We start from the raw sequence: 26,339 nt of genomic DNA, 5'->3' as shown, positions 1-26,339 counted from the left end.
CCAACTCCTCGATTCGGTGATTACTCTTCGACCTGGACGACGGTGGTGACGTCGGGCAGGAGCGACAGGTCCATGCGGTGCTTGGAGCCGTAGGACGGCACGCCGAGCTCGGACTCCAGCAGCTGCCAGTCGGCCGGCAGGTTCCAGAAGGCCTTGAACTCCTTCGTGAACTTCTCCGACAGCGCGAAGCTGGTCGCGAACATGTGCTGCACCTGCACCGCCGCATGCTTGTTGACGATGCGTTCGCGCTCCTCCTTCATCCACTCGCGCGTCGGCAGGGCGCGGGCGAGCCGCTCCTTGCGCATCTCGGCACGGCGGGCGGCGGTCTTCGCGACATCCACCGCGAACACGCCCTTCGCGTCCTGCGTGAACACCGCGCCATAGACCTTCTGCGCGTATTCGGGCAGCAGGAACTTCTGGTTCAGGTCGTTCTCGATCGCCTTCGGCTCGCGATCGATCGGATCCCCGAAGCCGGGGCCGCCGCGCAGGTAGTTCAGGTACAGGTCGTGGTTGTCGTAGCAGTCCTCGGTGGTCATGCACTGCTTGTCGCGCTTGACCACCGCAGTCGCGTCGATATGGCGCTCATAGTCGGGACGCGCGGGGTCGAGGTCACCGCCCAGGGGCAGCGAGTCGCCGATCGCGATGCGCTGCTCCAGCCCCGTCTTGTGCGCCTCGAAGCGATAGCCGGTCGCCGACGGGTAGCCGCCCATCATTCCCCAGTCGCTGTTCATGAAGCCATTGCCCATGAAGAACATCGTCCAGTCCTGGGCGTTCCACACCATGCGCAGCGTCTCGAAGCCGCAACCCCCGCGATACTTGCCGTAGCCGCCGGAGTTGGCCTTCACGTTGCGGCCCAGATACAGGAGCGGCTCGGCCATCTCCCAGATCTCGATGTCGCCCATGTCGCCTTCCGGGTTCCAGATGGCCGCGGCGTGGTTCAGGCCGTCCTTGACCGCGCACGCACCGGTACCGCAGCTCGAAGCTTCGAAGCTGTTCACCGCGTGGATCTCGCCGTCCTGGTTGATGCCGCCGCCCTGCAGCCAGTTGGAGGTGTTGGCGTTGCCGGCGTTCACCTCTTCCAGATAGCCGCGGCTGAAGTAGGACTGCGAGAGGCCGCGCCACAGCGCCGCCCAGCCGGAGACGAGGAAGTGCCAGGCGTAGGCGTGACCGGTGCGGCGGTCGTCCGGGTTGCACCACGTCCCCTTGGGCAGGCGGAACTCGGTCGCGTAGTACGCGCCGTCGTTGATGCGCTGCGTCGGCACCAGGGTCTGGCACATCATCACCCAGATGCCCGAGGTGAAGGCCACCTGGTGGGCGTTGAAGGTATGCCAGCCCCAGCGGCTCGCGCCCTCGAAGTCCAGCCGCCACTTGCCGTCCGGCTTGATCGTCATCTCGCACGGCGAGTGCATGATCGAGTCGAGCTTGGCGAAGGCGTTGGAGACCTGCACGTCCTCGTGCTTGAACGGCACGTCGACGAAGGACACCTTGCGGTACTTGCCCGGCAGCGTCATCGCCTTGATGCGGCTCATCAGGCCGCGGCGGCCCTCCTCGATGACCTCGAAGGCGAACTTCTCGTACGCCTCGATGCCGTCGGCGCGGATCACCTCCTCGACCAGCTCGCGGATCATGTGGCAACCGGCGATGCGGGTCTTCTCGTCGAGGATCCAGTACTTCGGCGTGCGCACCGAGCGCTGCGACTCGTGCAGCCAGTCGCGCAGCGGCTCATCGTTCACCCCGGTCTTGCGGCAGGTGATCATGTAGCCGTCGCCGAAGCGCTGCGTCTGGCCGGTGGACATCGAGCCCGGCGTCACCGCGCCGGTGTCGATCACGTGCGTGACACCACCGACCCAGCCGATCAGCCGCCCTTCCCAGAAGATCGGCACGATCGTCGCGATGTCGCACGGGTGCACGTTGCCGATCGCGCAGTCGTTGGTCGTGAACATGTCACCGGGATTGATGCCGGGGTTGCCTTCCCAGTTGTTCTCGATCATGTACTTGATCGCCGCGCCCATCGTGCCGACGTGGATGATGATGCCGGTCGAGGTCAGCACGCAGTCGCCTGCGGCGTTGTACAGCGTGAAGCACAGTTCGCCTTCCTGCTCGACGATCGGGCTCGCGGCGATCTTCTTGGCCGTTTCGCGCGCATGCACCAAGCCGCCGCGCAGCTTGGAGAACAGCTTTTCGTAGCCGATCGGGTCGCTGTCGCGGAATTCGAGCTTTTCCTGACCGTTGTAGTAGCCGCTGGCCTTGGTGCGCTCGATGATGCCGTCGCGGAACTGCTTGAGGGTCTGGCCGTTCTTCAGCAGGTCGGCGAAGCCGAGTTCCTTGTTTGTCATCATGTTCATGGCGGTTCTCCTCACTTCACTTCTTTGAGATGGAACAGGCGATGCTTGTCGACCGTGGTCTCGAAGCCGTCGGGCACGACGAAGGTCGTGGCGTCCGATTCGATGATCGCGGGGCCGACGATGTGGTTACCGGCCTTGAGCGATTCCATCTTCCACAGCGCGGCCTCGACCCACCTCTTGTGGCGATAGAACGGACGGGTGCCGAGATAGGCTTCCTTCGGCGGCGTCGGGCCGCAGTCGGGGTCTTCCGGCAGCACCGGCTTCTGCGTCACCACCATGCCGCGCAGGATCGCGCCGGTGATCGAGAAGCCCAGTTCCGGCGAACGCGCCGAGTTGGCATAGACGCGGCCGTAGGTGTTCTCGAAGGCATCGATGATCTGGTCCCAGTCGGCGGCGGTGGCCGCGGTGGACACCGGCGACACGATCTCGAGGTCGTTGAGCTGCCCCATGTACTGCATCTTGTAGCCCAGGATCAGCAGCACGTCTTCCGGCTTGTAGCCGTTGATGACGAACTCGTCGATGACCTTCACCGCCAGCTCTTCCCACGCTTCCTGCAGGCTCGCGCAGGCCGCCGCCTTGTCCGCGTCGGCCGCGAACTGGGCGACACCGAGGTCCACCGACTTGTCGTAGCGGTACTCGAAGTCGGCGCAGGCGCAGCCGAAGGCCGAGAATCCGGCCGCCCACGCGGGCACGACCACGTCCTTGAAGCCGACGCCTTCGGTGTAGCCGTAGGTATGCACCGGACCGGCGCCGCCGTACGAGAAGCACGTGAACTCCGCCGGGTTGTAGCCCTTGGCGCTGATGTTGGCGCGCAGGTACTCGGACAGCGTCAGGTCGAGCAGCTCGATCACGCCGGCCGCCGCGTCCTCGACCGACAACCCCAGCGGATCGGCGATCTGCGCCTTGATGTGGTCGCGTGCGCGTTGCACGTCGAGCTTGATCGCGCCGCCGAGGAAGTTGTCCGGGTTCAGGTAACCCAGTACGACGTGGCAGTCGGACACCGACACCGTGTCCAGCCCGCTCTCCGGCCAGCAGGTGCCGACGCGGTAGCCGGCGCTGTCGGGCCCGAGCTTGATCGACTTGCTGTACGGGTCGAGACGCACGAAGCTGCCCGCGCCCGCGCCCACCGAGTCCATCGCCACCAGCGGCAGCGACAGCACCAGGCGCGCCATGTCCGGGTCGGACTTGATCGCGAAGCTGCCCTTGGTGATCAGCGCCACGTCGAACGAAGTCCCGCCGATGTCCGAGCACGCGATGTTCTCGTCACCGAGGTACTCGCCCAGCAGTTTCGACCCGATCACGCCGCCGATCGGGCCGGAGACGATGGTGCGTGCGAGTTCCTTCGCCTTCCACGAGATCGTGCCGCCGTGCGTCGCCATCACCCGCAGGTCGAACTTCGCGCCGTGCTTCTTGAAGCGGTCGCTGACCTTCTTCAGCGTCTGGCGCGACGGCTCGGCGCCGTAGGCCTCAAGGATCGTCGTGTTCATGCGATGGCTTTCCTTGCGCGACGGGTAGTAGTCCACCGACGCGAACACCGGAACATCCACCTTGAGCTTCTTCAGCTCATCCTTGACGACGTCGCGCGCCCGCTGCTCGCTCACCTCGTTCTTGTGCGACTGCAGCAGGCAGATCACGATCGCCTGCGAGCCGGCTTCGACCAGTTCGCGCGTCGCCTGACGCACCTCGTCCTCGCGCAGCGGGATCACGACCTTGCCCTGCACGTCGGTACGCTCGGTCACCCCGCGGGTACGCGACACCGGTACCAGCGGCTCGTCGTAGCGGTGGGTGTTGAGGTGGATGCGGTCCTCCAGCGCGTAGCCGAGGTAGCTCTGCAGCGCGCGCCCCATCGAATGGATCTGCTCGAAGCCGCGGTTGCAGATCAGACCCACGTCCAGGCCCTTGCGCATCAGGATGCGGTTCAGCATCGCCGTACCGGAATACACGCAAGTGACGAGTTCGGGATACACGTCGTCGACCTCGCGGCCCCAATGGGCCAGCGCGTCCTGCGACGAGTTGAAGATCGCCAGCGATTCGTCCCCGGGGTTGCTCTGAGCCTTGCCGACGACGAAACGACCGTCGGCGCGCACGAAGAAGGTATCGGTCATCGTGCCGCCGGCGTCGATGCCCATCACCTGTACTTGTGATGCTGCCTGTTGGACTTCCATGTTTGTCTCCATCATCTCCTGGATTGTCGAGTCGCCGATGCTGCCGGCCCCCGCAGGACCTGTTGCAGCGGACGTGCCAGATTTCGGCCGCTGCAACGCACCAGACCGATGAGCCCGGGAATGGCGGAGAAGCGCCACGCGCCTCGTGCACCGCAACAGGAAACGCTGCGCCGGGCGTACGACCAGAAAATGGATGACCGTCCGGAAGTCGAACGGACGCGCCGGTCACCGCTCAGGGCGTCCGGACGATGCGAACCGGAAAAAACGGGACAAACGGGAAGAGGCGGAAACCGTCCATGTCAGCACGGGCGACATGGAAGGCACCAGAATAAGGGCGCGCAACCGGACGGAGCACGGAACCCCACGTGCCGTTGCGTACGGCACAAACGAAAATGCGAAGCCACCGGGGCTTCGCATTCGTTGTTTACAACAGGAAAGATTTCTTCGTCAGAACGGGATGTCGTCGTCGAAGTCCCCGAAGCCGCCGCCGCCACCCGACTGGCTCGGCGCCTTCTGCGCCGGCGCCTGCTGCGGGGCCTGGCGTGCAGGCGCCGCAGCCGGAGCGTCGTAGCCGCCGCCCATCGGCGCATCGCCACCGCCGCCGCCCTGACGCGACCCCAGCATCTTCATCTCGTCGCCGCGGATCTCGGTCGTGTAGCGGTCCTGGCCGTCCTTGTCCTGCCACTTGCGCGTCTGCAGGCGCCCTTCGACGTAGATCTGGCTGCCCTTGCGCAGGTACTGCGCAGCGATCTCGGCCAGACGGCCGAAGAACACCACGCGGTGCCACTCGGTCGCTTCCTTGCGCTCGCCGGTCGCCTTGTCCTTCCACGTCTCGGTGGTCGCCACGGTGATGTTGCAGATCGCGTCGCCGCTCGGCGCATAGCGGGTTTCCGGATCGCGGCCCAGATTGCCGATCAGGATGACTTTGTTCAACGAAGCCATGAGGTTCTCCTCGGATGTTTCAGGTTAGTGCGCCGCCGACGCCGGCGTCACGCGGCGGGCGGGCGGATTCATAGAGACTGCCAGCAGCAGCCAGATCACGGCGAGCACGCCGCACACGAGGTTCACGGCGCCGCTGCCGAAGTGTTCGGCCAGCCAGCCCCCCAGCATGCCGCCGAGGAACAGCCCGGCCGACTGCAGCGTGTTGTACAGCCCGAGCGCCGTGCCTTTCGCGTGCGCCGGCGCCACCTTCGAGATCCACGACGGCAGGATCGCCTCGAGCACGTTGAAGGCGACAAAGAACAGCGTCAGCCACAGCCCCAGCGTCACGACGCTCTGGCCGAAAGCGAAGAGCCCGGCCTGCACGACCACCAGCAGCGCGACCGCAGCGCCGAACACCAGCTTCATGCGATTTTGCCGCTCTGCCGCGATCACCGCCGGCACCATCACCGCGAACGACAGCAGGACGGCCGGCAGATAGACCTTCCAGTGCTCGGGCAGCGGCAGGTTCGCCCCGCTCACCAGCGCAGCCGGCACCATCACCCACATCGCCGTCTGGATCAGGTGCAGCACGAACACGCCGACGTTCAACCGCATCAACTGACCGTCGCGGAACACCTCGCCGAACAGCCCGGTCGGCGCACGCGGCACCGGCGGCGCAGCCGGCACGACGTACAGCACCACTCCGATCGCCGCAGCCGCGAGCACCGCCGTCAGCCAGAAGATCCCGCTCATGCCGATGACATTATACAGAACCGGTGCCGCCACCATCGACAGTGCGAACACCAGTCCGATGCTCGAACCGATCATCGCCATCACCTTGGTGCGATGCTGGTCGCGCGTCAGGTCCGCCGCGAGCGCCGTCACCGCCGCCGAGATCGCCCCCGCGCCCTGCAGCGCACGCCCCACGATCACCGTCCCCATATCGCTGGCCAGCGCCGCAACGGCGCTTCCGATCACGAACACCACCAATCCGAATACGATCACCGGCTTGCGCCCGAAGCGATCCGACGCCGCGCCGTAGGCCATCTGCAGGAAGGCCTGGGTCAGCCCGTAGGCACCGATCGCCAGCCCCACCAGGGTCAGGTTGTCCCCCCCCGGGAGCTTGTGCGCGTGCACGGCGAACACCGGCAGGATCAGGAACAGGCCAAGCATGCGCAGCGCGAAGATCGCGGCAAGGCTCGCGCCAGCCCGGCGTTCTGCGGGGGTCATCGGATCATGCTCGGGTCGGGCCATCGGTCTCGGGGCTGGAACAAAACGGCGATTCTAGCACCCGCCGCCCGCCGGTTTGGCTTGTGTCGGCGTTCTCTCGTATAGTGGCACGTTACCCTTCGTCAGCCCGCCCCATGGACGAAATCCGCATTCGCGGCGCCCGCACCCACAATCTCAAGAACATCACCCTCGAGCTACCGCGCAACCGGCTCACCGTGATCACCGGCCTGTCCGGCTCGGGCAAGTCCTCGCTCGCCTTCGACACGCTCTACGCCGAGGGGCAGCGCCGCTACGTCGAATCGCTGTCGGCCTACGCACGCCAGTTCCTGCAGCTGATGGAAAAGCCCGACGTCGACCTCATCGAGGGCCTGTCGCCCGCGATTTCGATCGAGCAGAAAGCCACCAGCCACAACCCACGTTCGACGGTCGGCACGATCACCGAAATCCACGACTACCTGCGCCTGCTCTACGCGCGCGCCGGCACGCCGCATTGCCCCGACCACCCCGAGCATCCGCTCGAGGCGCAGACCGTCTCGCAGATGGTGGACCACGTCCTCGCGCTGCCGGAAGACACGCGCCTGATGATCCTCGCGCCCGTCGTCGCCCACCGCAAGGGCGAACAGAGCGATCTGTTCGCCGACCTGCGCGCGCAGGGCTTCGTGCGCGTGCGCGTCGATGGCCGGATCGCCGAGCTCGACGCCATGCCCGCACTCGAAAAGGGCCGCCGCCACACCGTCGAAGTCGTCATCGACCGCCTCAAGGTGCGCGCCGACCAACGCGGGCGTATCGCCGAATCCTTCGAGACCGCGCTCACCCACGCCGACGGCCGCGCCGTCGCGCTCGAGATGGACACCGGCACCGAGCACCTCTTCTCCGCCCGCTTCGCCTGTCCCGTCTGCAGCTATGCGCTCGCCGAACTCGAGCCCCGCCTGTTCTCGTTCAACAATCCGGCCGGCGCCTGCCCCAAGTGCGACGGCCTCGGCCAGGTCGAATTCTTCGATCCGGCACGCGTCGTCGCCCACCCCGAACTCTCGCTCGCCGCTGGCGCGATCCGCGGCTGGGACCGCCGCAACCAGTTCTACTTCCAGATGCTCGCAAGCCTCGCCGACCACTACGGCTTCGACATCGATACCCCCTTCGGCGAATTGCCCGACGAAGTCAGGCAGGTCGTCCTGCACGGCTCCGGCCGCCACAAGATCGCCTTCCGCTACCTCTCCGACAACGGACGCATGGTCGCGAAGGAGCACCCCTTCGAAGGCATCGTCCCCAACCTCGAGCGCCGCTACCGCGAGACCGACTCCACCGCCGTGCGCGAGGAACTTACCAAGCTGCGCGCGACCCAGGCCTGCCCGAGCTGCCACGGCACCCGCCTGCGCACCGAGGCGCGCAACGTCCTCATCGGCGACCGCTCGCTGCACGAAGTCAGCCGCATGCCGCTGGGCGAATGCAAAGCCTTCTTCGACGGCCTCGCCCTCCCCGGCCACCGCGGCCTCGTCGCCGCCAAGATCGTCAAGGAAATCTCCGACCGCCTGAGCTTCCTGATCAACGTCGGCCTCGACTACCTCTCGCTCGACCGCTCCGCCGACACCCTTTCGGGCGGCGAGGCACAGCGCATCCGCCTCGCCAGCCAGATCGGCTCCGGCCTCACCGGCGTCATGTACGTCCTCGACGAACCCTCGATCGGCCTGCACCAGCGCGACAACGACCGCCTCCTCGGCACGCTGCGCCAGCTGCGTGACCTGGGCAACACCGTGATCGTCGTCGAACACGACGAGGACGCGATCCGCTGCGCCGACTACGTCGTGGACATGGGCCCCGGCGCGGGCGTGCACGGCGGTGAAATCGTCGCCCGCGGCACCCCGGCCGACATCGTCGCCAGCGAGGCATCGCTCACCGGCGCCTACCTCGCCGGCCGCTACACCATCCCCGTGCCGGCACGCCGCGCAGTTCCGGACCCCGAGCGCCAGCTGCGCCTCGAAGGCTGCACCGGCAACAACCTCAAGAACGTCGAACTCGCCATCCCGGTCGGCCTGTTCACCTGCATCACCGGCGTCTCTGGCTCCGGCAAATCGACCCTCATCAACGACACCCTGTACGCGCTGGCCGCCCGGCATCTCTACGGCTCGACGACTGAACCCGCCCCCTTCTCGGCAGTGCACGGTCTCGACGATTTCGACAAGGTCATCAACGTCGACCAGAGCCCCATCGGCCGCACTCCGCGCTCCAACCCGGCGACCTACACCGGGCTGCTCACCCCGGTACGCGAACTCTTCGCCGGCGTCCCCGATGCGCGCGCCCGCGGCTACGGCCCCGGCCGCTTCTCCTTCAACGTCAAGGGCGGGCGCTGCGAGGCGTGCCAGGGCGACGGCATGATCAAGGTTGAAATGCACTTCCTGCCCGACATGTACGTCCCCTGCGACGTGTGCCACGGCAAGCGCTACAACCGCGAAACCCTCGAGATCCGCTACAAGGGCAAGAGCATCTACGAAGTCCTCGACATGACCGTCGAGAACGCGCTCGGATTCTTCGGCGCCGTACCCGGCGTCGCGCGCAAGCTTGAAACGCTGATGGACGTCGGACTCGGCTACATCCGCCTGGGCCAGAGTGCGACGACCCTCTCCGGCGGCGAAGCGCAGCGCGTGAAGCTCGCCCTCGAGCTCTCCAAGCGCGACACCGGCCGCACCCTCTACATCCTCGACGAACCGACCACCGGCCTGCACTTCCGCGACATCGAACTGCTCCTCGGCGTGCTCCACCGCCTGCGCGACCACGGCAACACCATCGTCGTCATCGAGCACAACCTCGACGTCATCAAGACCGCCGACTGGCTCGTCGATCTCGGCCCCGAGGGTGGCGACCGCGGCGGCCGGATCCTGTGCAGCGGTCCGCCCGAAGCGATCGCCGCCCACCCCGACAGCCACACTGGCCGCTACCTGAAGCGCATGCTCGAACCCACCGCGAACACTTGAGGCGGAAATCACCGGCGATCGCGCTTACAATTTGAAGCAAACCCACCACGGGTATTCCGGACAATACGGCGGTCGCCGCAATGACCCCCGCAAAATCAAGGAGAAGCTCATGCCCGCAGTTCCGAACGACGTACAGGCCGTCTTCCTCGACCGCATCGAACGTCGCGTAAAGATCCTCAAGACCCTGCTCGACGCCGGACTAGGCGTGTATCAGGCGGCCGAGGAACAGCAGCGCAAACGCGCGATCGATCAGGTCGTGCGCCTCACGGCGCGCACCAGCGAACTGCCGCAACTCACGCCGGAAACCCTTGCGAAAGCCAGCGACATCGTCGCGGCGCACCTCGAACCGATGCAGAAGGTGCTTCCCCACGACGTCCAGTACCGCAACCGGCTGCGCAAGTCCTGGTAAGCAGCGGGCGCCACTCGCGCGGAAAAGGCCCCCGAAACCGTCAGTCCGGATAGCCGTCCGGATTCTGCGACTGCCACCGCCACGCATCGCGGCACATCGCGTCCAGATCGAACCGCGGCGTCCACCCGAGCACCTTGCAAGCCAGACTCGCGTCCGCCCAGCAGGCCGCGACATCACCCGGCCGGCGCGCCACGATACGGTAAGGCACCTCGCGCGCCGACGCCACCTCGAACGCTCGCGCGACTTCGAGCACGCTGTACCCGCGTCCGGTTCCGAGATTCAGGCAGCTGACACCCGGGTGGCCGTCCATGCGCTCGACCGCGGCAACATGCCCGGCGGCGAGATCAACCACATGGATATAGTCCCGGACCCCCGTTCCGTCCGCAGTCGGATAATCCCCGCCGAACACCTGCAGTTCCTTCAGCTTCCCGACCGCCACTTGACTCACGTACGGCATGAGATTGTTCGGGATTCCGTTCGGATCCTCGCCAATCAGTCCGCTGGCATGCGCCCCGACCGGATTGAAGTAGCGCAGCAAGGCGACATGCCAGCGCGCATCGGCCGCAACGAGATCACGCAACACCTCCTCGCACATCAGCTTCGTGCGCCCATACGGGTTCGTCGCCCCGGTGGGAAAATCCTCGCGAATCGGCACCGTCGCCGGATCCCCATACACCGTCGCAGAGGAACTGAACACGAGCCGACGGACATTAGCCGCCTCCATCGCCTCAACGAGCGCGAACAACCCGCCCACATTGTTCTGGTAGTACGGCAGCGGTTTCGCCACCGACTCCCCCACGGCCTTCAGGGCCGCGAAGTGGACCACCGCATCGACCCGATGCTCGCCGAACAGACGCTTCAACGCCGACGCATCGCGGACGTCGGCACGATAGAACCCGCGCAGCTTCCTGCCCGCAATTCGCTCGACCCGCTCTAGCGCGGCCGATTTGCTGTTGCACAGATTGTCGACCACGACCACGTCGTGCCCTGCTTCCATCAGCGCCACGCAGGTATGCGACCCGATGTACCCCGCGCCACCCGTTACCAGCACCGTACTCAATGCAGCACCTCCATCTCAGGCTAACCTCGAACTCGCCGCGGCCTGCACAAAAAAAATGGGCCGCAGAACGGCCCATTTTCGATGACACAGCGGTCGCGAAGCGATTTCTTACGCAGCCGCTGCTTCCTGCACTTCAGCAGCCACTTCACCCTCGGCCGGACGATCCAGCAGTTCGACGAGAGCCATCGGCGCGTTGTCGCCGTCGCGGAAACCGAACTTCAGGATGCGCAGGTAGCCGCCGTTACGGGCAGCGAAGCGCGGACCCAGCTCGTCGAACAGCTTCACGACCATGTCACGGTCGCGCAGGCGGTTGAACGCCAGGCGACGATTCGACAGGCTGGGCTTCTTGCCCAGGGTGATCAGCGGCTCGACCACACGGCGCAGTTCCTTGGCCTTGGGCAGGGTCGTCTTGATGACTTCGTGACGCAGCAGCGAATTGGCCATATTGCGGAACATCGCCTGACGATGCGCGCTGGTACGGTTAAGCTTGCGAAGACCGTTGCGGTGACGCATTTCTATTCCTCACTCAACTGCGCCGACTCAACCGAGCTTCTCGAGCCCGGCCGGCGGCCAGTTTTCCAGTTTCATGCCGAGCGTAAGCCCACGCGAGGCCAACACTTCCTTGATTTCGTTCAGCGACTTGCGGCCGAGGTTCGGGGTCTTCAGCAGCTCGGTTTCCGTACGCTGGATCAGATCGCCGATGTAGTAGATGTTCTCGGCCTTCAGGCAGTTGGCCGACCGCACGGTCAGCTCGAGGTCATCGACCGGGCGCAGCAGCACCGGATCGATCACCTGCGCCGCGGTCACTTCCGCGACCGGCGCCGTACCTTCCAGATCCGCAAACACCGACAGCTGATCCATCAGCACGCGCGCGGCGTAACGAATAGCCTCTTCCGGGTCGACCGCGCCATTGGTCTCGATATCGATCACCAGGCGATCGAGGTCGGTACGCTGCTCGACACGAGCGCTCTCGACCAGGTAGCTCACCCGGCGCACCGGGCTGAACGAAGCGTCCAGCACGATGTGACCAATGCTCTTGCTCTCGCCGACAGCCGGACGCACGTTACCCGGCACGTAACCGCGGCCTTCCTCGACCTTGATCTGCATCTCGAGCTTGCCGCCCGGTGCCAGATGCGCGATCACATGATCGGGGTTGATGATCTCGACGTCGTGACCGCCCTCGATGTCGCGCGCGGTAACAACACCGTCGCCCGACTTCGACAAACGCAGCGTTGCCTCACCGCGGTTATGCAGCTTCAGCACGACGCCCTTCAGATTCAGCAGCAGGTCGACGATGTCCTCGCGCACGCCGTCCAGAGTCGAGTACTCGTGCAGCACGCCCTCAATCGAGACTTCCGTCGGCGCATAGCCCGGCAGCGAGGAAAGGAGGATGCGCCGCAGCGCATTCCCCAGGGTATGACCGAAACCACGCTCGAACGGCTCCATCGTCACGCGCGCCTGCACAGGCGACACGGACTGGACGTCGATGATGCGGGGTTTCAGCAGTGAATTGCTTTGCATCAGCAGTTCCTCGGATCTTTGAGTCTTCAGGCGAGCCCGTTAGCGGGAGTACAGTTCGACGACGAGACCTTCGTTGATCGTCGGCGGCAGCTCCGAACGCTGCGGGTATGCCTTGAACACGCCCTTGCCGGCCTTGGCGTCGACTTCCAGCCACTCCGGGAAACCACGCGCGGCAGCGGCTTCGAGCGCGGCCTTGACGCGGAGCTGGCCGCGCGCACCCTCGGTGAGCTCGACCGTCTCACCCGGACGCACGACGTACGACGGGATGTTGACGCGCTTGCCATTCACGAGAATGCCGTTGTGACGGACCAGCTGACGAGCCTCGGCACGCGAGCCGCCAAAACCCATGCGATAGACCACGGAATCGAGGCGACCTTCCAGCAGCTGCAGCAGGTTCTCGCCGGTCTGGCCGCGACGGCGGTCCGCCTCGGCGTACACCTTGCGGAACTGCGCCTCGAGGACGCCATACAGACGGCGGATCTTCTGCTTTTCACGCAGCTGAACGCCATAGCCGGACAGACGCTGTCCGGAACGCTGGCCATGCTGGCCAGGAGCATACGAGCGGCGCTCGATCGCGCACTTGTCGGTGAAGCACTTCTCGGCCTTCAGGAACAGCTTCTCGCCTTCGCGACGGCACTGACGGCACTTGGGATCCAGATTACGAGCCACGTTTCAACTCCTTGTCAGATACGACGCTTTTTCGGCGGACGGCAGCCGTTATGCGGAATCGGCGTGATGTCGGTAATGCTGGAGATCTTCATACCCAGCGCGTTCAGGGCGCGAACAGCGGATTCGCGGCCCGGACCGGGCCCCTTGATGCGCACTTCCAGGTTCTTGACGCCACATTCCTGCGCGGCCTTGCCGGCAGCTTCGGCGGCAACCTGGGCGGCAAACGGCGTGCTCTTGCGCGAACCCTTGAAGCCCGCGCCGCCCGACGTTGCCCACGACAGGGCATTGCCCTGACGATCGGTAATCGTGATGATCGTGTTATTGAAGCTCGCGTGAACGTGCGCGATACCTTCGGCAACGTTCTTTTTAACCTTCTTGCGAACCTTCGCAGCAGTTTTAGCCATTATCAGTCCTTATCACTTCTTGCCGGCGATCGCCTTGCGCGGTCCCTTGCGGGTGCGGGCGTTTGTCCGGGTCCTCTGACCGCGCAGCGGAAGGCCGCGACGATGACGGACACCACGATAGCAGCCCAAATCCATCAGGCGCTTGATATTCATCGTCACTTCACGGCGAAGATCGCCCTCGACGACAAACCTGCCAACCTCATCACGCAGACGCTCCATGTCCGACTCGGTGAGATCCTTCACCTTGACGGAACGCGCGACGTTGGCGGCATCACAGATTTTCTGAGCACGCGAACGGCCAATTCCATAGATGGCGGTCAGCGCAATCTCGGCATGCTTGTGATTGGGAATGTTTACCCCAGCAATACGGGCCATTCGATTACCCCAAAAAGCTAAACATTAAATGTTAATCCCTGAGCGCCCGAATATCAACCCTGGCGCTGCTTGTGCCGCGGATCCGCGCAGATGACGCGGACGACACCCTTGCGGCGAACGATCTTGCAGTTGCGGCAGAGCCGCTTAACCGAAGCCTGAACTCTCATTTCCTTGCTCCTGTTTCTTGATTACTTGGTCCGGAATACGATTCGGGCCTTGGTCAGGTCATAGGGCGTCAGCTGCACGGTGACCTTGTCGCCGGGAAGAATGCGGATGTAGTGCATGCGCATCTTCCCGGAAATGTACCCGAGGACCATATGTCCGTTTTCGAGCCGGACGCGGAACGTTGCATTGGGAAGGTTCTCGGTAACCTCACCCTGCATCTCGATGACGTCTTCCTTCGCCATAACTTACCGGATTGGAAGCCCCGTCCCCTTGAAGTTCGCCTTCTTCAGCAGGCTCTCATACTGATGCGACATCACGTAAGCCTGAACCTGCGCCATGAAGTCCATCGTCACCACCACGATGATCAGCAGCGACGTACCGCCGAAGTAGAACGGAACGTTCCACTTCAGGATCAGGAACTCCGGCAGCAGACACACCAGCGTGATATACACGGCACCCACCAACGTCAGACGCGTCAGGATCTTGTCGATGTAACGCGCCGTCTGGTCGCCCGGCCGAATACCCGGCACGAATGCCCCGCTCTTCTTCAGGTTATCCGCGGTTTCGCGTGCATTGAACACGAGCGCAGTGTAGAAGAAGCAGAAGAAGACGATCGCCACTGCATAAAGCATCACATAGACAGGCTGCCCCGGCGCGAGCTTCGCCGAAAGATCCCGCAACCAGATCATGCTCTCCGACGAACCGAACCACTGACCCAGAGTCGCCGGGAACAGGATTATGCTCGATGCGAAGATCGGCGGAATCACCCCCGCCATGTTCAGCTTCAGCGGCAGATGCGAACTCTGACCACCGTAGATCTTGTTGCCGACCTGGCGTTTTGCGTAATTCACCAGAATCTTGCGCTGGCCGCGCTCGACGAACACCACGAACGCAGTGACAAGCGCAACCAGCACGCAGATCAGCAACGCCGTGAAGGGATGCATCGCCCCCGTGCGCACGAGCTCGAACAGCCCCGCAATCGAACTCGGCAACCCCGCGGCAATACCGGCGAAGATGATGAGCGAGATGCCATTGCCGAGGCCGCGTTCGGTGATCTGCTCGCCGAGCCACATCAGGAACATCGTGCCCGTCACCAGCGTCGCCACCGTCACGAATCGGAACGTGACACCCGGATCCAGCACCAGCCCCCCTTGCCCCTCGAGTGCAATCGCGATGCCGAGGGACTGAGCCAGCGCTAGAACCAGCGTACCGGCGCGCGTATATTGCGTAATCTTGCGCCGACCGGCCTCGCCCTCCTTCTTCAGGGCTTCGAGCGACGGCACCGCCACGGTCATCAGTTGCATGATGATCGATGCCGAGATGTACGGCATGATCCCCAACGCAAAGATGGTGAAGCGCGACAGCGCACCGCCCGAGAACAGATTGAAGACACCGAGAATCCCCCCGGACTGCGACTGGAACAGCTCAGCCAGCCGACTGGGGTCGATTCCGGGCACCGGGATGTGCGCACCGATCCGATAGACGATCAGGGCACCGACCAGGAACATCAGTCGGCGCTTCAGGTCGCCGAACCGACCGGGCGTTCCCAAGGTGGCAGCAGGAGTGGCCACAGCTGGATCCCTGCTTACTCGATGACGACCGAACCGCCGGCCGCCTCGATTGCGGCGAGCGCGCCCTTCGTGGCGCCGACGCCGCGCAGGGTCACCTTGCGACCGATGCTACCGGACAGCACGACCTTCGCCGAAAGCGTATCCGCAGCAACGATGCCGGCCTGCTTCAACACAAGCAGATCGACCTCATCCACCGGCAGCTTGTCCAGCTCGGACAGGCGGACTTCGGCGTTGCGCGAAGCCGTCAGCGAGACGAAGCCGCGCTTCGGCAGGCGGCGCTGCAGCGGCATCTGTCCGCCTTCGAAGCCGACCTTGTGGAACCCGCCCGCGCGCGACTTCTGACCCTTGTGACCGCGACCGCAAGTCTTGCCCAGCCCGCAGCCGATGCCGCGTCCGACGCGCTTGCCGGCGAACTTCGAACCCGTCGCAGGTTTAATCGTATTAAGACGCATCTCAACCCTCACACTTCACCAGGTAGGACACCTTGTTAACCATGCCGCGCACTTCAGGCGTGTCCTGAAGCTCGACGGTATGGTTCAGGCGACGCAAGCCGAGCCCGCGCACCGTCGCACGGTGCGACTGCTTGGTACCGATCACGCTCTTGACCAGCGTAACCTTGATCGTTTTCTCGGCCATGGCTTACCCCAGAATTTCTTCGACGCTCTTGCCACGCTTGGCGGCGATCTCCGCCGGCGTATTGATCGCCAGGAGACCGTTCAGCGTTGCACGCACGACGTTGTACGGATTCGACGAACCGATGCACTTGCAGGCCACGTCCGTAACGCCCATCACCTCGAACACCGCGCGCATGGGGCCACCCGCAATGATGCCGGTACCGCTGGGAGCAGGCTGCATGAGCACCTCGGAGGCACCGTGCTTGCCGACCACGGAATGCTGCAGCGTACCGTTCTTGAGCGAGACCTTGACCATCTTGCGACGCGCTTCGTCCATGGCCTTCTGCACGGCCACCGGCACTTCGCGCGACTTGCCCTTGCCCATGCCGATGCCGCCATCGCCATCGCCAACCACCGTCAGCGCCGCGAAACCGAGGATACGACCGCCCTTCACGACCTTCGTCACACGGTTGATGGCGACCATCTTTTCGCGCAGGCCGTCGTCACGCTCCTCGGAAGCCTGCGGACGCTTGCTTTGTTGCTTAGCCATACGATTCCTCGCTTAGAACTTGAGACCGCCTTCGCGGGCGGCCTCGGCCAGCGCCTGGACGCGACCGTGATACTGGAAGCCGGCGCGATCGAACGCGACGGACTCGATACCCGCGGCCTTCGCCCGCTCGGCGATCAGCTTGCCGACGATCACGGCTGCGGCCTTGTTGCCGCCGTGCGACAGCTGCGAACGCACGTCCGCCTCGACCGTGGAGGCCGCAGCAAGCACGCGCGCGCCGGAACCATCGATGATCTGGGCGTAGATATGGGAATTGGAACGGAACACAGTCAGACGAACCGCCTTCAGTTCCGCGATTTTGGCTCGGGTTTTACGAGCACGACGCAGACGAACCACTTTCTTGTTCATATCGAACCGCCCTTACTTCTTCTTGGTTTCCTTGAGCACGACCACCTCGTCCGCGTAGCGGACGCCCTTGCCCTTGTAAGGCTCGGGAGCGCGGTATGCACGCACTTCGGCCGCGACCTGACCGACTTGCTGCTTGTCGATGCCCTTGATCACGATTTCCGTCTGTGTCGGCGTTTCCACCTTCACGCCCGCCGGCATCTGATGCACGACAGGATGCGAAAAACCGAGCGTCAGATTGAGCTTGTCGCCCTGCGCCTGCGCACGATAACCGACGCCGACGAGGTTCAACTTGCGCTCAAAACCCTTCGTAACGCCGGTGACCATGTTATTCACGAGCGCGCGCACGGTACCCGACATCGCACGGCCGTTCGCAGCACCGGCAACGGCACCAAACACCAGCGCATCACCCTCGCGCTGCACGGACACGGCGTTGCCAATGTACTGTTTGACGGTACCCAGCGGACCCTTCACGGAAACCTCACCAGCCGCGACAGTCACATCGACGCCCTGGGGGATTGCCACGGGATTCTTAGCTACACGAGACATGAGACCCCCTTAAGCGACGTAACAGATGACTTCGCCGCCCACGCGTCCGGCACGTGCCGCACGGTCGGTCATGACGCCACGCGGCGTCGACACGATCGCAACACCGAGACCGTTCATGACACGCGGCAGATCGTCACTGCCCTTGTAGACACGCAGACCGGGACGGCTGACACGCTCGATGCGCTCGATGACCGGACGGCCAGCGTAGTACTTCAGCACCACATCGAGCTGGGCTTTACCTTCGGCATCGCGGACTGCATAGCCGTCGATGTAACCTTCATCCTGCAGGACCTTGGCGATCGCAACCTTCAGCTTGGAGCTGGGCATCGACACGCTCTGCTTCTGAGCCTGCTGACCGTTACGGATGCGGGTCAGCATATCGGCGATCGGATCGGACATACTCATTCGATAATCTCCTTACCAACTCGCCTTGGTCATGCCCGGCACTTCGCCACGGAACGCGAGATCGCGCAGCTTGTTGCGGCACAGCCCGAACTTGCGGAACACGCCGCGCGGACGACCCGTCAGGGCGCAGCGATTGCGCTCGCGAACGGGGCTTGCGTTGCGCGGAAGCTGCTGCAGCTTCAGACGAGCAGCCATGCGCTCTTCTTCAGGCAACTTGAAATCGTTGATCTGAGCGATCAGCGCGGCCCGCTTCGCGGCGAACTTCGCCACCAGCTTGCGACGCTTCTCTTCTCGATTGATCAGAGCCAGTTTTGCCATAACACCCTCAATTCTTGAACGGGAACTTGAACGCCGCGAGCAGAGCGCGAGCTTCCTGATCGGACTTGGCCGTCGTCGTGATGCTGATGTTCATACCCCGCAGAGCATCGATCTTGTCGTACTCGATCTCGGGGAAAATGATCTGCTCCTTGACGCCCAGGTTGTAGTTGCCGCGACCGTCAAAACCCTTGCCGGCGATACCACGAAAGTCGCGGATACGCGGCATGGCGATCGTCACCAGACGATCGAGGAATTCGAACATCTTCTCGCCACGCAAGGTCACCATGCAGCCGATCGGATAACCATCACGGATCTTGAAACCCGCGATCGACTTGCGTGCCTTGGTCACCACCGGCTTCTGACCCGCAATCTTCTGCATGTCGCCGACGGCATGATCAAGAATCTTCTTGTCGCCAACCGCCTCGCCGACACCCATATTCAGCGTGATCTTCGTAATGCGAGGCACTTCCATCACGGACTTGTACCCGAACTGCTTCAGCAGATCGGGAGCAATCGTTTCCTTGTAGTACTGCTGCAAGCGCGCCATCACCACTCCTTACGCGTTCACCAGTTCGCCATTCGACTTGAAGACGCGCACTTTGCGACCATCCTCAAGCACACGAATACCCACGCGATCACCCTTCTGGGTGGCGGGATTGAACAGCGCAACATTCGAAACGTGCAGCGGCATCTCTTTCTCGACGATGCCACCCACTTCCCCTTTGAGCGGATTCGGACGCACGTGCTTCTTCGCGCGATTCACACCCTCGACCACCAGATGCTCCTCGCCCACCCGACGCAGCACGACACCGCGACGACCGCGATCCTTGCCCGTCAGGACAACAACCTCATCACCTTTGCGGATCTTGTTCATCTCGATAATTCCTTAGAGCACTTCAGGCGCCAGCGAGACGATCTTCATGAACCGCTCGGTACGCAGTTCGCGCGTCACCGGCCCGAAGATACGCGTGCCGATCGGCTCGAGCTTGTTATTCAGCAGGACGGCCGCATTGCCATCAAACTTCACCAGCGAACCGTCCGGACGACGCACGCCCTTCGCAGTACGCACAACAACGGCACTGTAGATATCGCCTTTCTTGACGCGACCCCTCGGCGCGGCATCCTTCACGGTCACCTTGATGATGTCGCCAATGCCGGCATAGCGACGCTTGGAACCACCAAGAACCTTGATGCACATCACCGAACGCGCGCCGGTATTGTCGGCGACGTCCAGAATGGACTGCATTTGAATCATGAATTTATCTCCAACTTGCCCCGCTACAGCGGTCAGTCTTGGAACCCGTACGGGTAAGGAGCCCCGAAGAGCGAAAAGCAAAGAAATAAAATTATAACAGCCTGGCAGTCGCCTGCCAAGCTGCCCACAGCAGTAGCCCGTACTCTGCTTAGATTACGCGCGCCTTCTCAAGCACCTTCGCGACGCGCCAGGACTTGGTCTTGGAAATCGGACGGCATTCCTCGATTTCAACCAAATCACCGGCGGCAGCGACGCCACCCTCGACGTGCGCATGATACTTCGCCGAGCGCGTGATCACCTTTCCGTACAGCTCATGCTTGACGCGACGCTCGACCAGCACGGTGACCGTGTTCTGCATTTTGTCGCTTACGACACGGCCGACCAGGGCGCGACGCACCTTTTCGATTTGTTCGCTCATTTCTGCCCTGCCTTTTCACGCAGAACGGTACGCACGCGCGCGATGTCGCGGCGCACCTTCCCGAGTTGGCTCGTGTTGCTGAGCTGCTGCGTCGCAAGCTGCATGCGCAGCGAGAACTGCGCCTTCAGCAGCTCGAGCAATTCCTGATTCACTTCACCGGCGCTCTTCGCGCGGAGTTCACTCGCTTTCATGATTACCCCAACAGACGGTGAACAAACACGGTCTCGACCGGCAGCTTCGCCGCGGCGAGGCGGAACGCCTCGCGCGCCAGAGCTTCATCGACACCATCCATCTCGTAAAGAACCTTGCCAGGCTGGATTTCCGCGACCCAGTACTCCGGGTTGCCTTTACCGTTACCCATACGAACTTCGGCAGGCTTCTTCGAGATCGGCTTGTCCGGGAACACGCGGATCCAGATGCGACCGCCACGCTTGATGTGGCGAGTCATCGCACGACGCGCCGCTTCGATCTGGCGGGCGGTGAGCCGACCGCGACCGATGGCCTTGAGACCGTATTCGCCGAAGCTCACCTTGGCACCGCGCGTCGCAACGCCGGTGTTGCGGCCCTTCTGCTCCTTACGATATTTCCTTCTCGTCGGCTGCAGCATCATTCACCCCTGCTTTCTTGCGGCTGCTTGGCCTGGCCCTCGGCGCCACCCCGGCGAGCGGGACGGCGACCAGGACGACCCTCGCCACCTTCGGCACCGCGCGGCGCACCGCGACGGCCACGGCGAGCCTCATTCTCGTTCTCGACGACGACCGGACGCTCATTGCGGCCGAGCATCTCGCCCTTGTACACCCACACCTTGATACCGATGATGCCGTAGGTCGTGCTCGCCTCGGAAACACCGTAATCGATGTCGGCACGCAGCGTGTGCAGCGGAACACGCCCTTCACGGTACCACTCGGTACGCGCGATTTCGGCCCCGTTCAAACGGCCCGCGCTCATGATCTTGATGCCCTGAGCACCCAGACGCATCGCGTTCTGCATCGCCCTCTTCATGGCGCGGCGGAACATGATGCGCTTCTCGAGCTGCTGGGCGATCGAATCCGCGATCAGCTTCGCATCGATTTCCGGCTTGCGCACTTCTTCGATATTGACGTGCACAGGCACGCCCATGATCTTCTGGAGTTCGCGCTTCAGCAGCTCGATGTCTTCGCCCTTCTTACCAATCACGACACCGGGACGCGCGCTGAACAGCGTGATGCGCGCGTTCTTGGCGGGACGCTCGATGACGATGCGGCCAACGGAGGCATGCGCGAGTTTCTTCTTCAGGAAGTCGCGAACCTTGATGTCTTCGTGCAGCATCTTGGAGTAGTCGCGGCTCGAAGCAAACCAGCGCGAGCTCCAGTCACGGGTGACCGCCAGACGGAATCCGGTCGGATGAATTTTCTGACCCATATTTACCCCTTACTCCCCGACGGTCACGTAGACATGGCAGGTCGGCTTCAGGATGCGGTTACCGCGCCCCTTAGCGCGCGCCGTAAACCGCTTCAGCGACGTACCTTCCTCGACGTAGATCGTCTTCACCTTGAGGGTGTCGATGTCTGCGCCATCGTTGTGTTCGGCGTTTGCGATCGCCGACTCGACGACCTTGCGGATGATCTGGGCGCCCTTCTTCGGCGAGAAGGCGAGAATGTTCAGGGCCTGATCAACCGGCTTGCCCCGCACCTGGTCCGCAACCAGCCGACCCTTCTGGGCCGACAGGCGAACTCCGCGGAGGATTGCTTTGGTTTCCATGGTGACTCCTTACCTCTTCGCCTTCTTGCTCGCAGCATGACCCTTGAACGTACGGGTCAGCGCGAACTCGCCCAGCTTGTGGCCGACCATGTTCTCGGAGACGAACACCGGAACGTGCTGGCGGCCGTTATGCACCGCGATCGTGAGGCCGACGAAGTCGGGCAGCACGGTGGAACGGCGCGACCACGTCTTGATCGGACGCTTGTCGTTGCTCACCCGGACGGCGTCGACCTTCTTCAGGAGGTGCGCGTCGACAAACGGGCCTTTTTTGATTGAACGTGCCATCTGTTACCCCTTAACGCTTGTGACGACGCTGCACGATCATGGTATCGGTGCGCTTGTTGCTGCGCGTACGATAACCCTTGGCCGGCTGACCCCACGGGCTGCGCGGCACACCACCTTCGCCGGTACGGCCTTCGCCGCCACCATGCGGGTGATCGACCGGGTTCATCGCCACACCGCGAACGGTCGGGCGGATACCACGCCAGCGGTTAGCACCGGCCTTGCCGATCTTGCGCAGACCATGCTCTTCATTGCCCACGACGCCAATCGCGGCGCGGCATTCGACATGCACGCGGCGCACTTCGCCGGAGCGCAGACGAACCTGGGCATAGGCACCTTCACGCGCCAGGAGCTGCACCGACGTGCCGGCTGCGCGCGCGATCTGCGCGCCCTTGCCAGGCATCATCTCGACGCAATGGATCGTCGAACCGACCGGAATGTTGCGGATCGGCAGGACATTGCCCGGCTTGATCGGAGCTTCGGCGCCGCTCATGACCTGCGCACCGACTTCCAGACCCTTGGGGGCGATGATGTACGCACGCTCGCCATCCGCGTAGCAGATGAGCGCGATGTTCGCCGAGCGGTTCGGGTCGTACTCGATGCGCTCGACGCGCGCGACGATCCCGTCCTTGTTGCGACGAAAATCAACCAGGCGATAGTGCTGCTTGTGACCGCCGCCTTTGTGACGGACGGTGATGTGACCGTTGTTGTTACGGCCGGCATTCTTCGACTGCTTTTCGACGAGGGAGGCGAGCGGACGACCCTTGTAGAGATCCGCATTCACCACCTTGACCATCGCACGACGGCCGGCAGACGTAGGCTTCAGTTTTACCAGTGCCATGACTATTACTCCCCGGCCGCGAAGTTGATTTCCTGGCCCGGCTTCAGGCAGACGAACGCCTTCTTCCAGCCCTTGCGACGACCGGTCGTCTTGCCGAAGCGCTTAAGTTTGCCCTTGACGTTCGCGATCTGCACCGACTTGACCTCGACCTTGAAGAGCAGCTCGACGGCAGCCTTGACCTCAGGCTTCGTTGCGCACGACGCCACCTTGAACACTACCTGCTCGTTCTTGTCGGCGATATAGGTCGCCTTTTCGGAGATCTGGGGCGCGAGCAGCACCTGCATCAGACGCTCTTGGCTAAATCCGCTCATTGCCAGGCCTCCTCCATCTTGGCCAGCGCACCCTTGGTCACGATCACGCGATCGTAGTGCACAAGAGCCACCGGGTCCGTCTCGCTGACTTCGAGCACCAGCACCTTGTGCAGGTTACGCGACGACAGGAACAGGTTCTCGTCGAACTGATCCGTGATCACCAGCACGGAGTCCAACCCCATGCCCTTCAGCTTCTGCGACAGAAGCTTGGTCTTCGGCGCTTCCACGCTGAAATTCTCGACCACAGCGAGCCGATCTTCGCGCGCAAGCTGCGACAGGATCGAGGCGACGCCCGCACGATACATCTTGCGATTCAGCTTCTGCGTGAAGTTTTCTTCCGGCGAATTCGGGAAGATCCGGCCGCCGCCGCGCCACAGTGGGCTCGACGCCATACCGGCACGAGCACGACCCGTACCTTTCTGGCGCCACGGCTTGCGAGTCGACTTCGTAACGTCGGCACGCCCCTTCTGCGCACGATTACCCGAACGAGCGTTTGCCATGTAGGCAACGACGACCTGGTGAATCAGCGCCTCGTTGTAGTCGCGCCCGAAGAGCGCATCAGAAGCCTGCAGCGTCGCCGCTTGCACGCCCTGATCGTTCAATACTTTAAGTTCCATCACGTCCTCGCTCAGCCTCGGGCCTTGACGGCGGGACGGACGATAACGTCGCCGCCCTTCGAACCAGGCACAGCCCCCTTAACCAGGAGCAACTGACGCTCGACATCAACGCGAACCACTTCGAGACTCTGCGTCGTGCGGGTCACATTACCGTATTGGCCTGCCATGCGCTTACCCGGGAAAACGCGACCCGGATCCTGCGCCATACCAATCGAACCCGGCGCGTTATGCGACACCGAGTTACCGTGCGACGCACGGTTCGACGAGAAATTGTGACGCTTGATGACGCCCGAGAAACCCTTACCGATCGAGGTCCCGGTCACATCGACCTTCTGACCGACGGCAAAGAGCTCCACGCTGATCACGTCGCCAGCCTTCAGGCCAGCCAGCTGTGCCGGCTCGACGGTGAATTCGCGGAGGGTATGACCGGCTTCAACGCCGGCCTTGGCGAGATGCCCGGCGAGCGCCTTATTGACGCGACTCGCACGGCGCTTGCCGAAAGCCACCTGAACCGCGGCATAGCCGTCGCTTTCAGGCGTCTTGACTTGGGTAACGCGATTATTGGCAACGTCAAGCACCGTCACCGGGACGCTACGACCGTCCTCGGCAAAAATGCGAGTCATGCCAACCTTGCGTCCTACAAGGCCTAGACTCATTTTTTTCTCCTGATCCCCGGTTACGATTGACCGGGCCCTATCACATGAATTGCGCCAAAAGACGCAAAGGCCGGATTATACCGGCCTTTTTTCAAACTCCGCAAGCGCGGACGACTTACTGCAGCTTGATCTCGACGTCGACCCCGGCAGGAAGATCCAGCTTCATCAGCGCATCGACCGTCTTGTCAGTCGGATCGATGATATCCATCAGACGCTGATGGGTGCGGATCTCAAACTGGTCGCGCGAAGTCTTGTTGACGTGCGGCGAACGCAGAAGGTCGAAGCGCTCGATCCGGGTCGGCAGCGGAACGGGACCGCGAACGACGGCGCCGGTACGCTTGGCGGTGTCTACGATCTCGAGGGCCGACTGATCGATCAGGCGGTAGTCGAAGGCCTTCAGCCGGATACGAATCTTCTGGTTTTGCATGTTGCAGTCCTTAAAAGAGCAAAAACCCCGGGGCAATTACCCCGGGGGGATTTAACGAAGCAATTACTCGATGATCTTGGCGACGACGCCGGCGCCGACGGTACGGCCACCTTCGCGGATCGCGAAACGCAGACCTTCTTCCATGGCGATCGGGGCCAGCAGCTTGACCGTGATCGACACGTTGTCACCCGGCATGACCATCTCGGTGCCTTCCGGCAGCGCGATCGAACCGGTCACGTCGGTCGTACGGAAGTAGAACTGCGGACGGTAGTTGTTGAAGAACGGAGTATGACGACCACCCTCTTCCTTCGACAGCACGTACACTTCGCCGGTGAAGTGGGTATGCGGCTTGATCGAGCCCGGCTTGCACAGGACCTGACCCCGCTCCACATCTTCACGCTTGGTGCCGCGCAGCAGCACGCCGACGTTGTCACCCGCCTGACCCTGGTCAAGCAGCTTGCGGAACATTTCGACGCCGGTGCAGATGGTCTTGACCGTGGGCTTGATGCCGACGATTTCGACTTCCTCACCGACCTTGACGATACCACGCTCGACACGACCGGTGACCACGGTACCGCGGCCGGAGATCGAGAACACGTCTTCGATCGGCAGCAGGAAGGGCTTGTCGATCGCGCGCTCCGGCGTCGGGATGTAGCTGTCGAGCGCTTCGGCCAGCTTCATGATGGCGCCTTCGCCGAGCTCGCCCTTGTCGCCTTCGATCGCCTTCAGCGCCGAACCCTTGACGATGGGAATGTCGTCGCCCGGGAAGTCGTACTTCGACAGCAGTTCGCGCACTTCCATCTCGACGAGCTCGAGCAGCTCGGCGTCGTCGACCATGTCGCACTTGTTCATGAAGACGATGATGTACGGAACACCGACCTGACGCGCCAGCAGGATGTGCTCGCGAGTCTGCGGCATCGGGCCGTCGGCGGCCGACACAACCAGGATCGCGCCGTCCATCTGCGCCGCACCGGTGATCATGTTCTTGACGTAGTCGGCGTGACCCGGGCAGTCGACGTGCGCGTAGTGACGGGTCGCGGTTTCGTATTCGACGTGCGCGGTGTTGATCGTGATGCCGCGCGCCTTCTCTTCCGGCGCCGCGTCGATCTGGTCGTAGGCCTTCGCCTCGCCGCCGAACTTCGACGACAGAATCGTCGTGATCGCTGCGGTCAGGGTCGTCTTGCCATGG

At 63.2% G+C, this 26,339-nt stretch carries 37 protein-coding genes; 2 read left to right on the top strand and 35 right to left on the bottom strand.

The features are described from left to right. Window positions 1-20: 20 nt before the first annotated feature. The 4 genes from BW991_RS16270 to BW991_RS16255 form a co-directional block, all read right to left on the bottom strand. Window positions 21-2,345, bottom strand: a complete 2,325-nt coding sequence (locus BW991_RS16270) for a hydantoinase B/oxoprolinase family protein (RefSeq protein WP_076603168.1) — start codon at window positions 2,343-2,345, stop codon at window positions 21-23. A gap of 11 nt (window positions 2,346-2,356) precedes the next feature. Further along, window positions 2,357-4,510, bottom strand: coding sequence for a hydantoinase/oxoprolinase family protein (locus tag BW991_RS16265; protein WP_076603167.1), 2,154 nt, complete (start codon window positions 4,508-4,510; stop codon window positions 2,357-2,359). A 447-nt stretch (window positions 4,511-4,957) separates the two neighbouring features. Continuing rightward, complete coding sequence (gene ssb, locus BW991_RS16260) at window positions 4,958-5,452, bottom strand: single-stranded DNA-binding protein (RefSeq protein ID WP_076603166.1); 495 nt, start codon at window positions 5,450-5,452, stop codon at window positions 4,958-4,960. Between the two features lie 24 nt (window positions 5,453-5,476). Further along, window positions 5,477-6,661, bottom strand: coding sequence for an MFS transporter (locus BW991_RS16255; protein ID WP_076603165.1), 1,185 nt, complete (start codon window positions 6,659-6,661; stop codon window positions 5,477-5,479). Window positions 6,662-6,795: 134 nt separating this feature from the next. Here BW991_RS16255 and uvrA point away from each other — a divergent pair, with 134 nt between their 5' ends. Both uvrA and BW991_RS16245 read left to right on the top strand, forming a co-directional pair. Next, window positions 6,796-9,630, top strand: a complete 2,835-nt coding sequence (gene uvrA / locus BW991_RS16250) for an excinuclease ABC subunit UvrA (RefSeq protein ID WP_076603164.1) — start codon at window positions 6,796-6,798, stop codon at window positions 9,628-9,630. Between the two features lie 109 nt (window positions 9,631-9,739). Then, window positions 9,740-10,039 (top strand): hypothetical protein, encoded by a 300-nt coding sequence (locus tag BW991_RS16245; RefSeq protein WP_076603163.1) that lies wholly within the window; start codon window positions 9,740-9,742, stop codon window positions 10,037-10,039. A gap of 40 nt (window positions 10,040-10,079) precedes the next feature. Here BW991_RS16245 and galE read toward each other — a convergent pair whose 3' ends face one another. From galE to tuf, 31 genes are all read right to left on the bottom strand, one after another. Next, window positions 10,080-11,099, bottom strand: a complete 1,020-nt coding sequence (galE, locus tag BW991_RS16240) for a UDP-glucose 4-epimerase GalE (protein ID WP_076603162.1) — start codon at window positions 11,097-11,099, stop codon at window positions 10,080-10,082. Window positions 11,100-11,207: 108 nt separating this feature from the next. Continuing rightward, window positions 11,208-11,612, bottom strand: coding sequence for a 50S ribosomal protein L17 (gene rplQ, locus BW991_RS16235; RefSeq protein ID WP_076603161.1), 405 nt, complete (start codon window positions 11,610-11,612; stop codon window positions 11,208-11,210). Window positions 11,613-11,639: 27 nt separating this feature from the next. Further along, complete coding sequence (locus tag BW991_RS16230) at window positions 11,640-12,620, bottom strand: DNA-directed RNA polymerase subunit alpha (protein ID WP_076603160.1); 981 nt, start codon at window positions 12,618-12,620, stop codon at window positions 11,640-11,642. A 39-nt stretch (window positions 12,621-12,659) separates the two neighbouring features. Next, entirely contained in the window at window positions 12,660-13,289 is a 630-nt protein-coding gene (gene rpsD / locus BW991_RS16225; RefSeq protein WP_076603159.1) for a 30S ribosomal protein S4, read from the bottom strand. Between the two features lie 14 nt (window positions 13,290-13,303). Next, window positions 13,304-13,693 carry a 30S ribosomal protein S11 gene (gene rpsK / locus BW991_RS16220; protein ID WP_011237995.1) on the bottom strand — a complete coding sequence of 130 codons (390 nt, stop codon included), beginning with the start codon at window positions 13,691-13,693 and terminating at the stop codon, window positions 13,304-13,306. Between the two features lie 12 nt (window positions 13,694-13,705). Beyond that, window positions 13,706-14,068 carry a 30S ribosomal protein S13 gene (gene rpsM / locus BW991_RS16215; protein WP_076603158.1) on the bottom strand — a complete coding sequence of 121 codons (363 nt, stop codon included), beginning with the start codon at window positions 14,066-14,068 and terminating at the stop codon, window positions 13,706-13,708. Window positions 14,069-14,121: 53 nt separating this feature from the next. Further along, window positions 14,122-14,235, bottom strand: a complete 114-nt coding sequence (gene rpmJ, locus BW991_RS16210) for a 50S ribosomal protein L36 (protein ID WP_076603157.1) — start codon at window positions 14,233-14,235, stop codon at window positions 14,122-14,124. A 21-nt stretch (window positions 14,236-14,256) separates the two neighbouring features. Further along, window positions 14,257-14,475, bottom strand: coding sequence for a translation initiation factor IF-1 (gene infA, locus BW991_RS16205; RefSeq protein WP_015437563.1), 219 nt, complete (start codon window positions 14,473-14,475; stop codon window positions 14,257-14,259). Between the two features lie 3 nt (window positions 14,476-14,478). Further along, window positions 14,479-15,804, bottom strand: a complete 1,326-nt coding sequence (gene secY, locus BW991_RS16200; protein ID WP_076603156.1) for a preprotein translocase subunit SecY — start codon at window positions 15,802-15,804, stop codon at window positions 14,479-14,481. Between the two features lie 14 nt (window positions 15,805-15,818). Further along, the gene (gene rplO / locus BW991_RS16195) at window positions 15,819-16,256 is read right to left on the bottom strand and encodes a 50S ribosomal protein L15 (RefSeq protein WP_076603155.1); all 438 of its coding nucleotides are present in this window, start codon (window positions 16,254-16,256) and stop codon (window positions 15,819-15,821) included. 1 nt (window position 16,257) lies between these two features. Continuing rightward, on the bottom strand, window positions 16,258-16,440 hold the full coding sequence (gene rpmD, locus BW991_RS16190; protein ID WP_015437566.1) for a 50S ribosomal protein L30: 183 nt from the start codon (window positions 16,438-16,440) through the stop codon (window positions 16,258-16,260). A gap of 3 nt (window positions 16,441-16,443) precedes the next feature. Next, entirely contained in the window at window positions 16,444-16,968 is a 525-nt protein-coding gene (rpsE, locus tag BW991_RS16185; protein WP_076603154.1) for a 30S ribosomal protein S5, read from the bottom strand. A gap of 12 nt (window positions 16,969-16,980) precedes the next feature. Next, window positions 16,981-17,334 carry a 50S ribosomal protein L18 gene (rplR, locus tag BW991_RS16180; protein WP_050417521.1) on the bottom strand — a complete coding sequence of 118 codons (354 nt, stop codon included), beginning with the start codon at window positions 17,332-17,334 and terminating at the stop codon, window positions 16,981-16,983. A gap of 12 nt (window positions 17,335-17,346) precedes the next feature. Continuing rightward, entirely contained in the window at window positions 17,347-17,880 is a 534-nt protein-coding gene (gene rplF, locus BW991_RS16175) for a 50S ribosomal protein L6 (protein ID WP_076603153.1), read from the bottom strand. A gap of 9 nt (window positions 17,881-17,889) precedes the next feature. After that, a complete protein-coding gene (gene rpsH / locus BW991_RS16170) occupies window positions 17,890-18,285 on the bottom strand; it encodes a 30S ribosomal protein S8 (protein ID WP_076603152.1) in 396 nt (131 codons plus the stop codon). A 12-nt stretch (window positions 18,286-18,297) separates the two neighbouring features. After that, window positions 18,298-18,603, bottom strand: coding sequence for a 30S ribosomal protein S14 (gene rpsN, locus BW991_RS16165; RefSeq protein ID WP_050417524.1), 306 nt, complete (start codon window positions 18,601-18,603; stop codon window positions 18,298-18,300). Between the two features lie 7 nt (window positions 18,604-18,610). Continuing rightward, on the bottom strand, window positions 18,611-19,150 hold the full coding sequence (gene rplE, locus BW991_RS16160; RefSeq protein ID WP_076603151.1) for a 50S ribosomal protein L5: 540 nt from the start codon (window positions 19,148-19,150) through the stop codon (window positions 18,611-18,613). A gap of 9 nt (window positions 19,151-19,159) precedes the next feature. Further along, window positions 19,160-19,477 carry a 50S ribosomal protein L24 gene (rplX, locus tag BW991_RS16155; RefSeq protein ID WP_076603150.1) on the bottom strand — a complete coding sequence of 106 codons (318 nt, stop codon included), beginning with the start codon at window positions 19,475-19,477 and terminating at the stop codon, window positions 19,160-19,162. A gap of 12 nt (window positions 19,478-19,489) precedes the next feature. Further along, complete coding sequence (gene rplN / locus BW991_RS16150; protein WP_076603149.1) at window positions 19,490-19,858, bottom strand: 50S ribosomal protein L14; 369 nt, start codon at window positions 19,856-19,858, stop codon at window positions 19,490-19,492. 148 nt (window positions 19,859-20,006) lie between these two features. Then, window positions 20,007-20,276, bottom strand: coding sequence for a 30S ribosomal protein S17 (gene rpsQ / locus BW991_RS16145; RefSeq protein WP_076603148.1), 270 nt, complete (start codon window positions 20,274-20,276; stop codon window positions 20,007-20,009). Beyond that, the gene (gene rpmC / locus BW991_RS16140; protein WP_076603147.1) at window positions 20,273-20,467 is read right to left on the bottom strand and encodes a 50S ribosomal protein L29; all 195 of its coding nucleotides are present in this window, start codon (window positions 20,465-20,467) and stop codon (window positions 20,273-20,275) included. Before rpmC ends, rpsQ begins: the two co-directional genes overlap by 4 nt. Before the next feature lie 2 nt (window positions 20,468-20,469). Further along, window positions 20,470-20,883, bottom strand: coding sequence for a 50S ribosomal protein L16 (gene rplP, locus BW991_RS16135; protein WP_076603287.1), 414 nt, complete (start codon window positions 20,881-20,883; stop codon window positions 20,470-20,472). Next, window positions 20,883-21,677 (bottom strand): 30S ribosomal protein S3, encoded by a 795-nt coding sequence (rpsC, locus tag BW991_RS16130; protein WP_076603146.1) that lies wholly within the window; start codon window positions 21,675-21,677, stop codon window positions 20,883-20,885. Before rpsC ends, rplP begins: the two co-directional genes overlap by 1 nt. 9 nt (window positions 21,678-21,686) lie before the next feature. Continuing rightward, window positions 21,687-22,016 (bottom strand): 50S ribosomal protein L22, encoded by a 330-nt coding sequence (gene rplV / locus BW991_RS16125; RefSeq protein ID WP_018987827.1) that lies wholly within the window; start codon window positions 22,014-22,016, stop codon window positions 21,687-21,689. Window positions 22,017-22,025: 9 nt separating this feature from the next. Beyond that, window positions 22,026-22,301: a 30S ribosomal protein S19 gene (gene rpsS, locus BW991_RS16120; RefSeq protein WP_018987826.1), complete on the bottom strand. Its 276-nt coding sequence runs from the start codon at window positions 22,299-22,301 to the stop codon at window positions 22,026-22,028. 10 nt (window positions 22,302-22,311) lie between these two features. After that, window positions 22,312-23,139: a 50S ribosomal protein L2 gene (gene rplB, locus BW991_RS16115; protein ID WP_076603145.1), complete on the bottom strand. Its 828-nt coding sequence runs from the start codon at window positions 23,137-23,139 to the stop codon at window positions 22,312-22,314. Window positions 23,140-23,144: 5 nt separating this feature from the next. Continuing rightward, the gene (gene rplW, locus BW991_RS16110; protein WP_076603144.1) at window positions 23,145-23,450 is read right to left on the bottom strand and encodes a 50S ribosomal protein L23; all 306 of its coding nucleotides are present in this window, start codon (window positions 23,448-23,450) and stop codon (window positions 23,145-23,147) included. Next, a complete protein-coding gene (gene rplD / locus BW991_RS16105) occupies window positions 23,447-24,067 on the bottom strand; it encodes a 50S ribosomal protein L4 (RefSeq protein WP_076603143.1) in 621 nt (206 codons plus the stop codon). Before rplD ends, rplW begins: the two co-directional genes overlap by 4 nt. A gap of 11 nt (window positions 24,068-24,078) precedes the next feature. Further along, a complete protein-coding gene (rplC, locus tag BW991_RS16100; RefSeq protein ID WP_018987822.1) occupies window positions 24,079-24,723 on the bottom strand; it encodes a 50S ribosomal protein L3 in 645 nt (214 codons plus the stop codon). Between the two features lie 115 nt (window positions 24,724-24,838). After that, a complete protein-coding gene (rpsJ, locus tag BW991_RS16095) occupies window positions 24,839-25,150 on the bottom strand; it encodes a 30S ribosomal protein S10 (RefSeq protein ID WP_018987821.1) in 312 nt (103 codons plus the stop codon). Window positions 25,151-25,213: 63 nt separating this feature from the next. Next, window positions 25,214-26,339 (bottom strand): elongation factor Tu (tuf, locus tag BW991_RS16090; protein ID WP_076603142.1); only part of this gene is annotated, 1,126 nt, incomplete at its 5' end.

The organism is Aromatoleum tolulyticum, assembly GCF_900156155.1.
Taxonomy (GTDB): Bacteria; Pseudomonadota; Gammaproteobacteria; order Burkholderiales; family Rhodocyclaceae; genus Aromatoleum; species Aromatoleum tolulyticum.
This window is presented reverse-complemented; position numbering and strand designations above follow the sequence as displayed.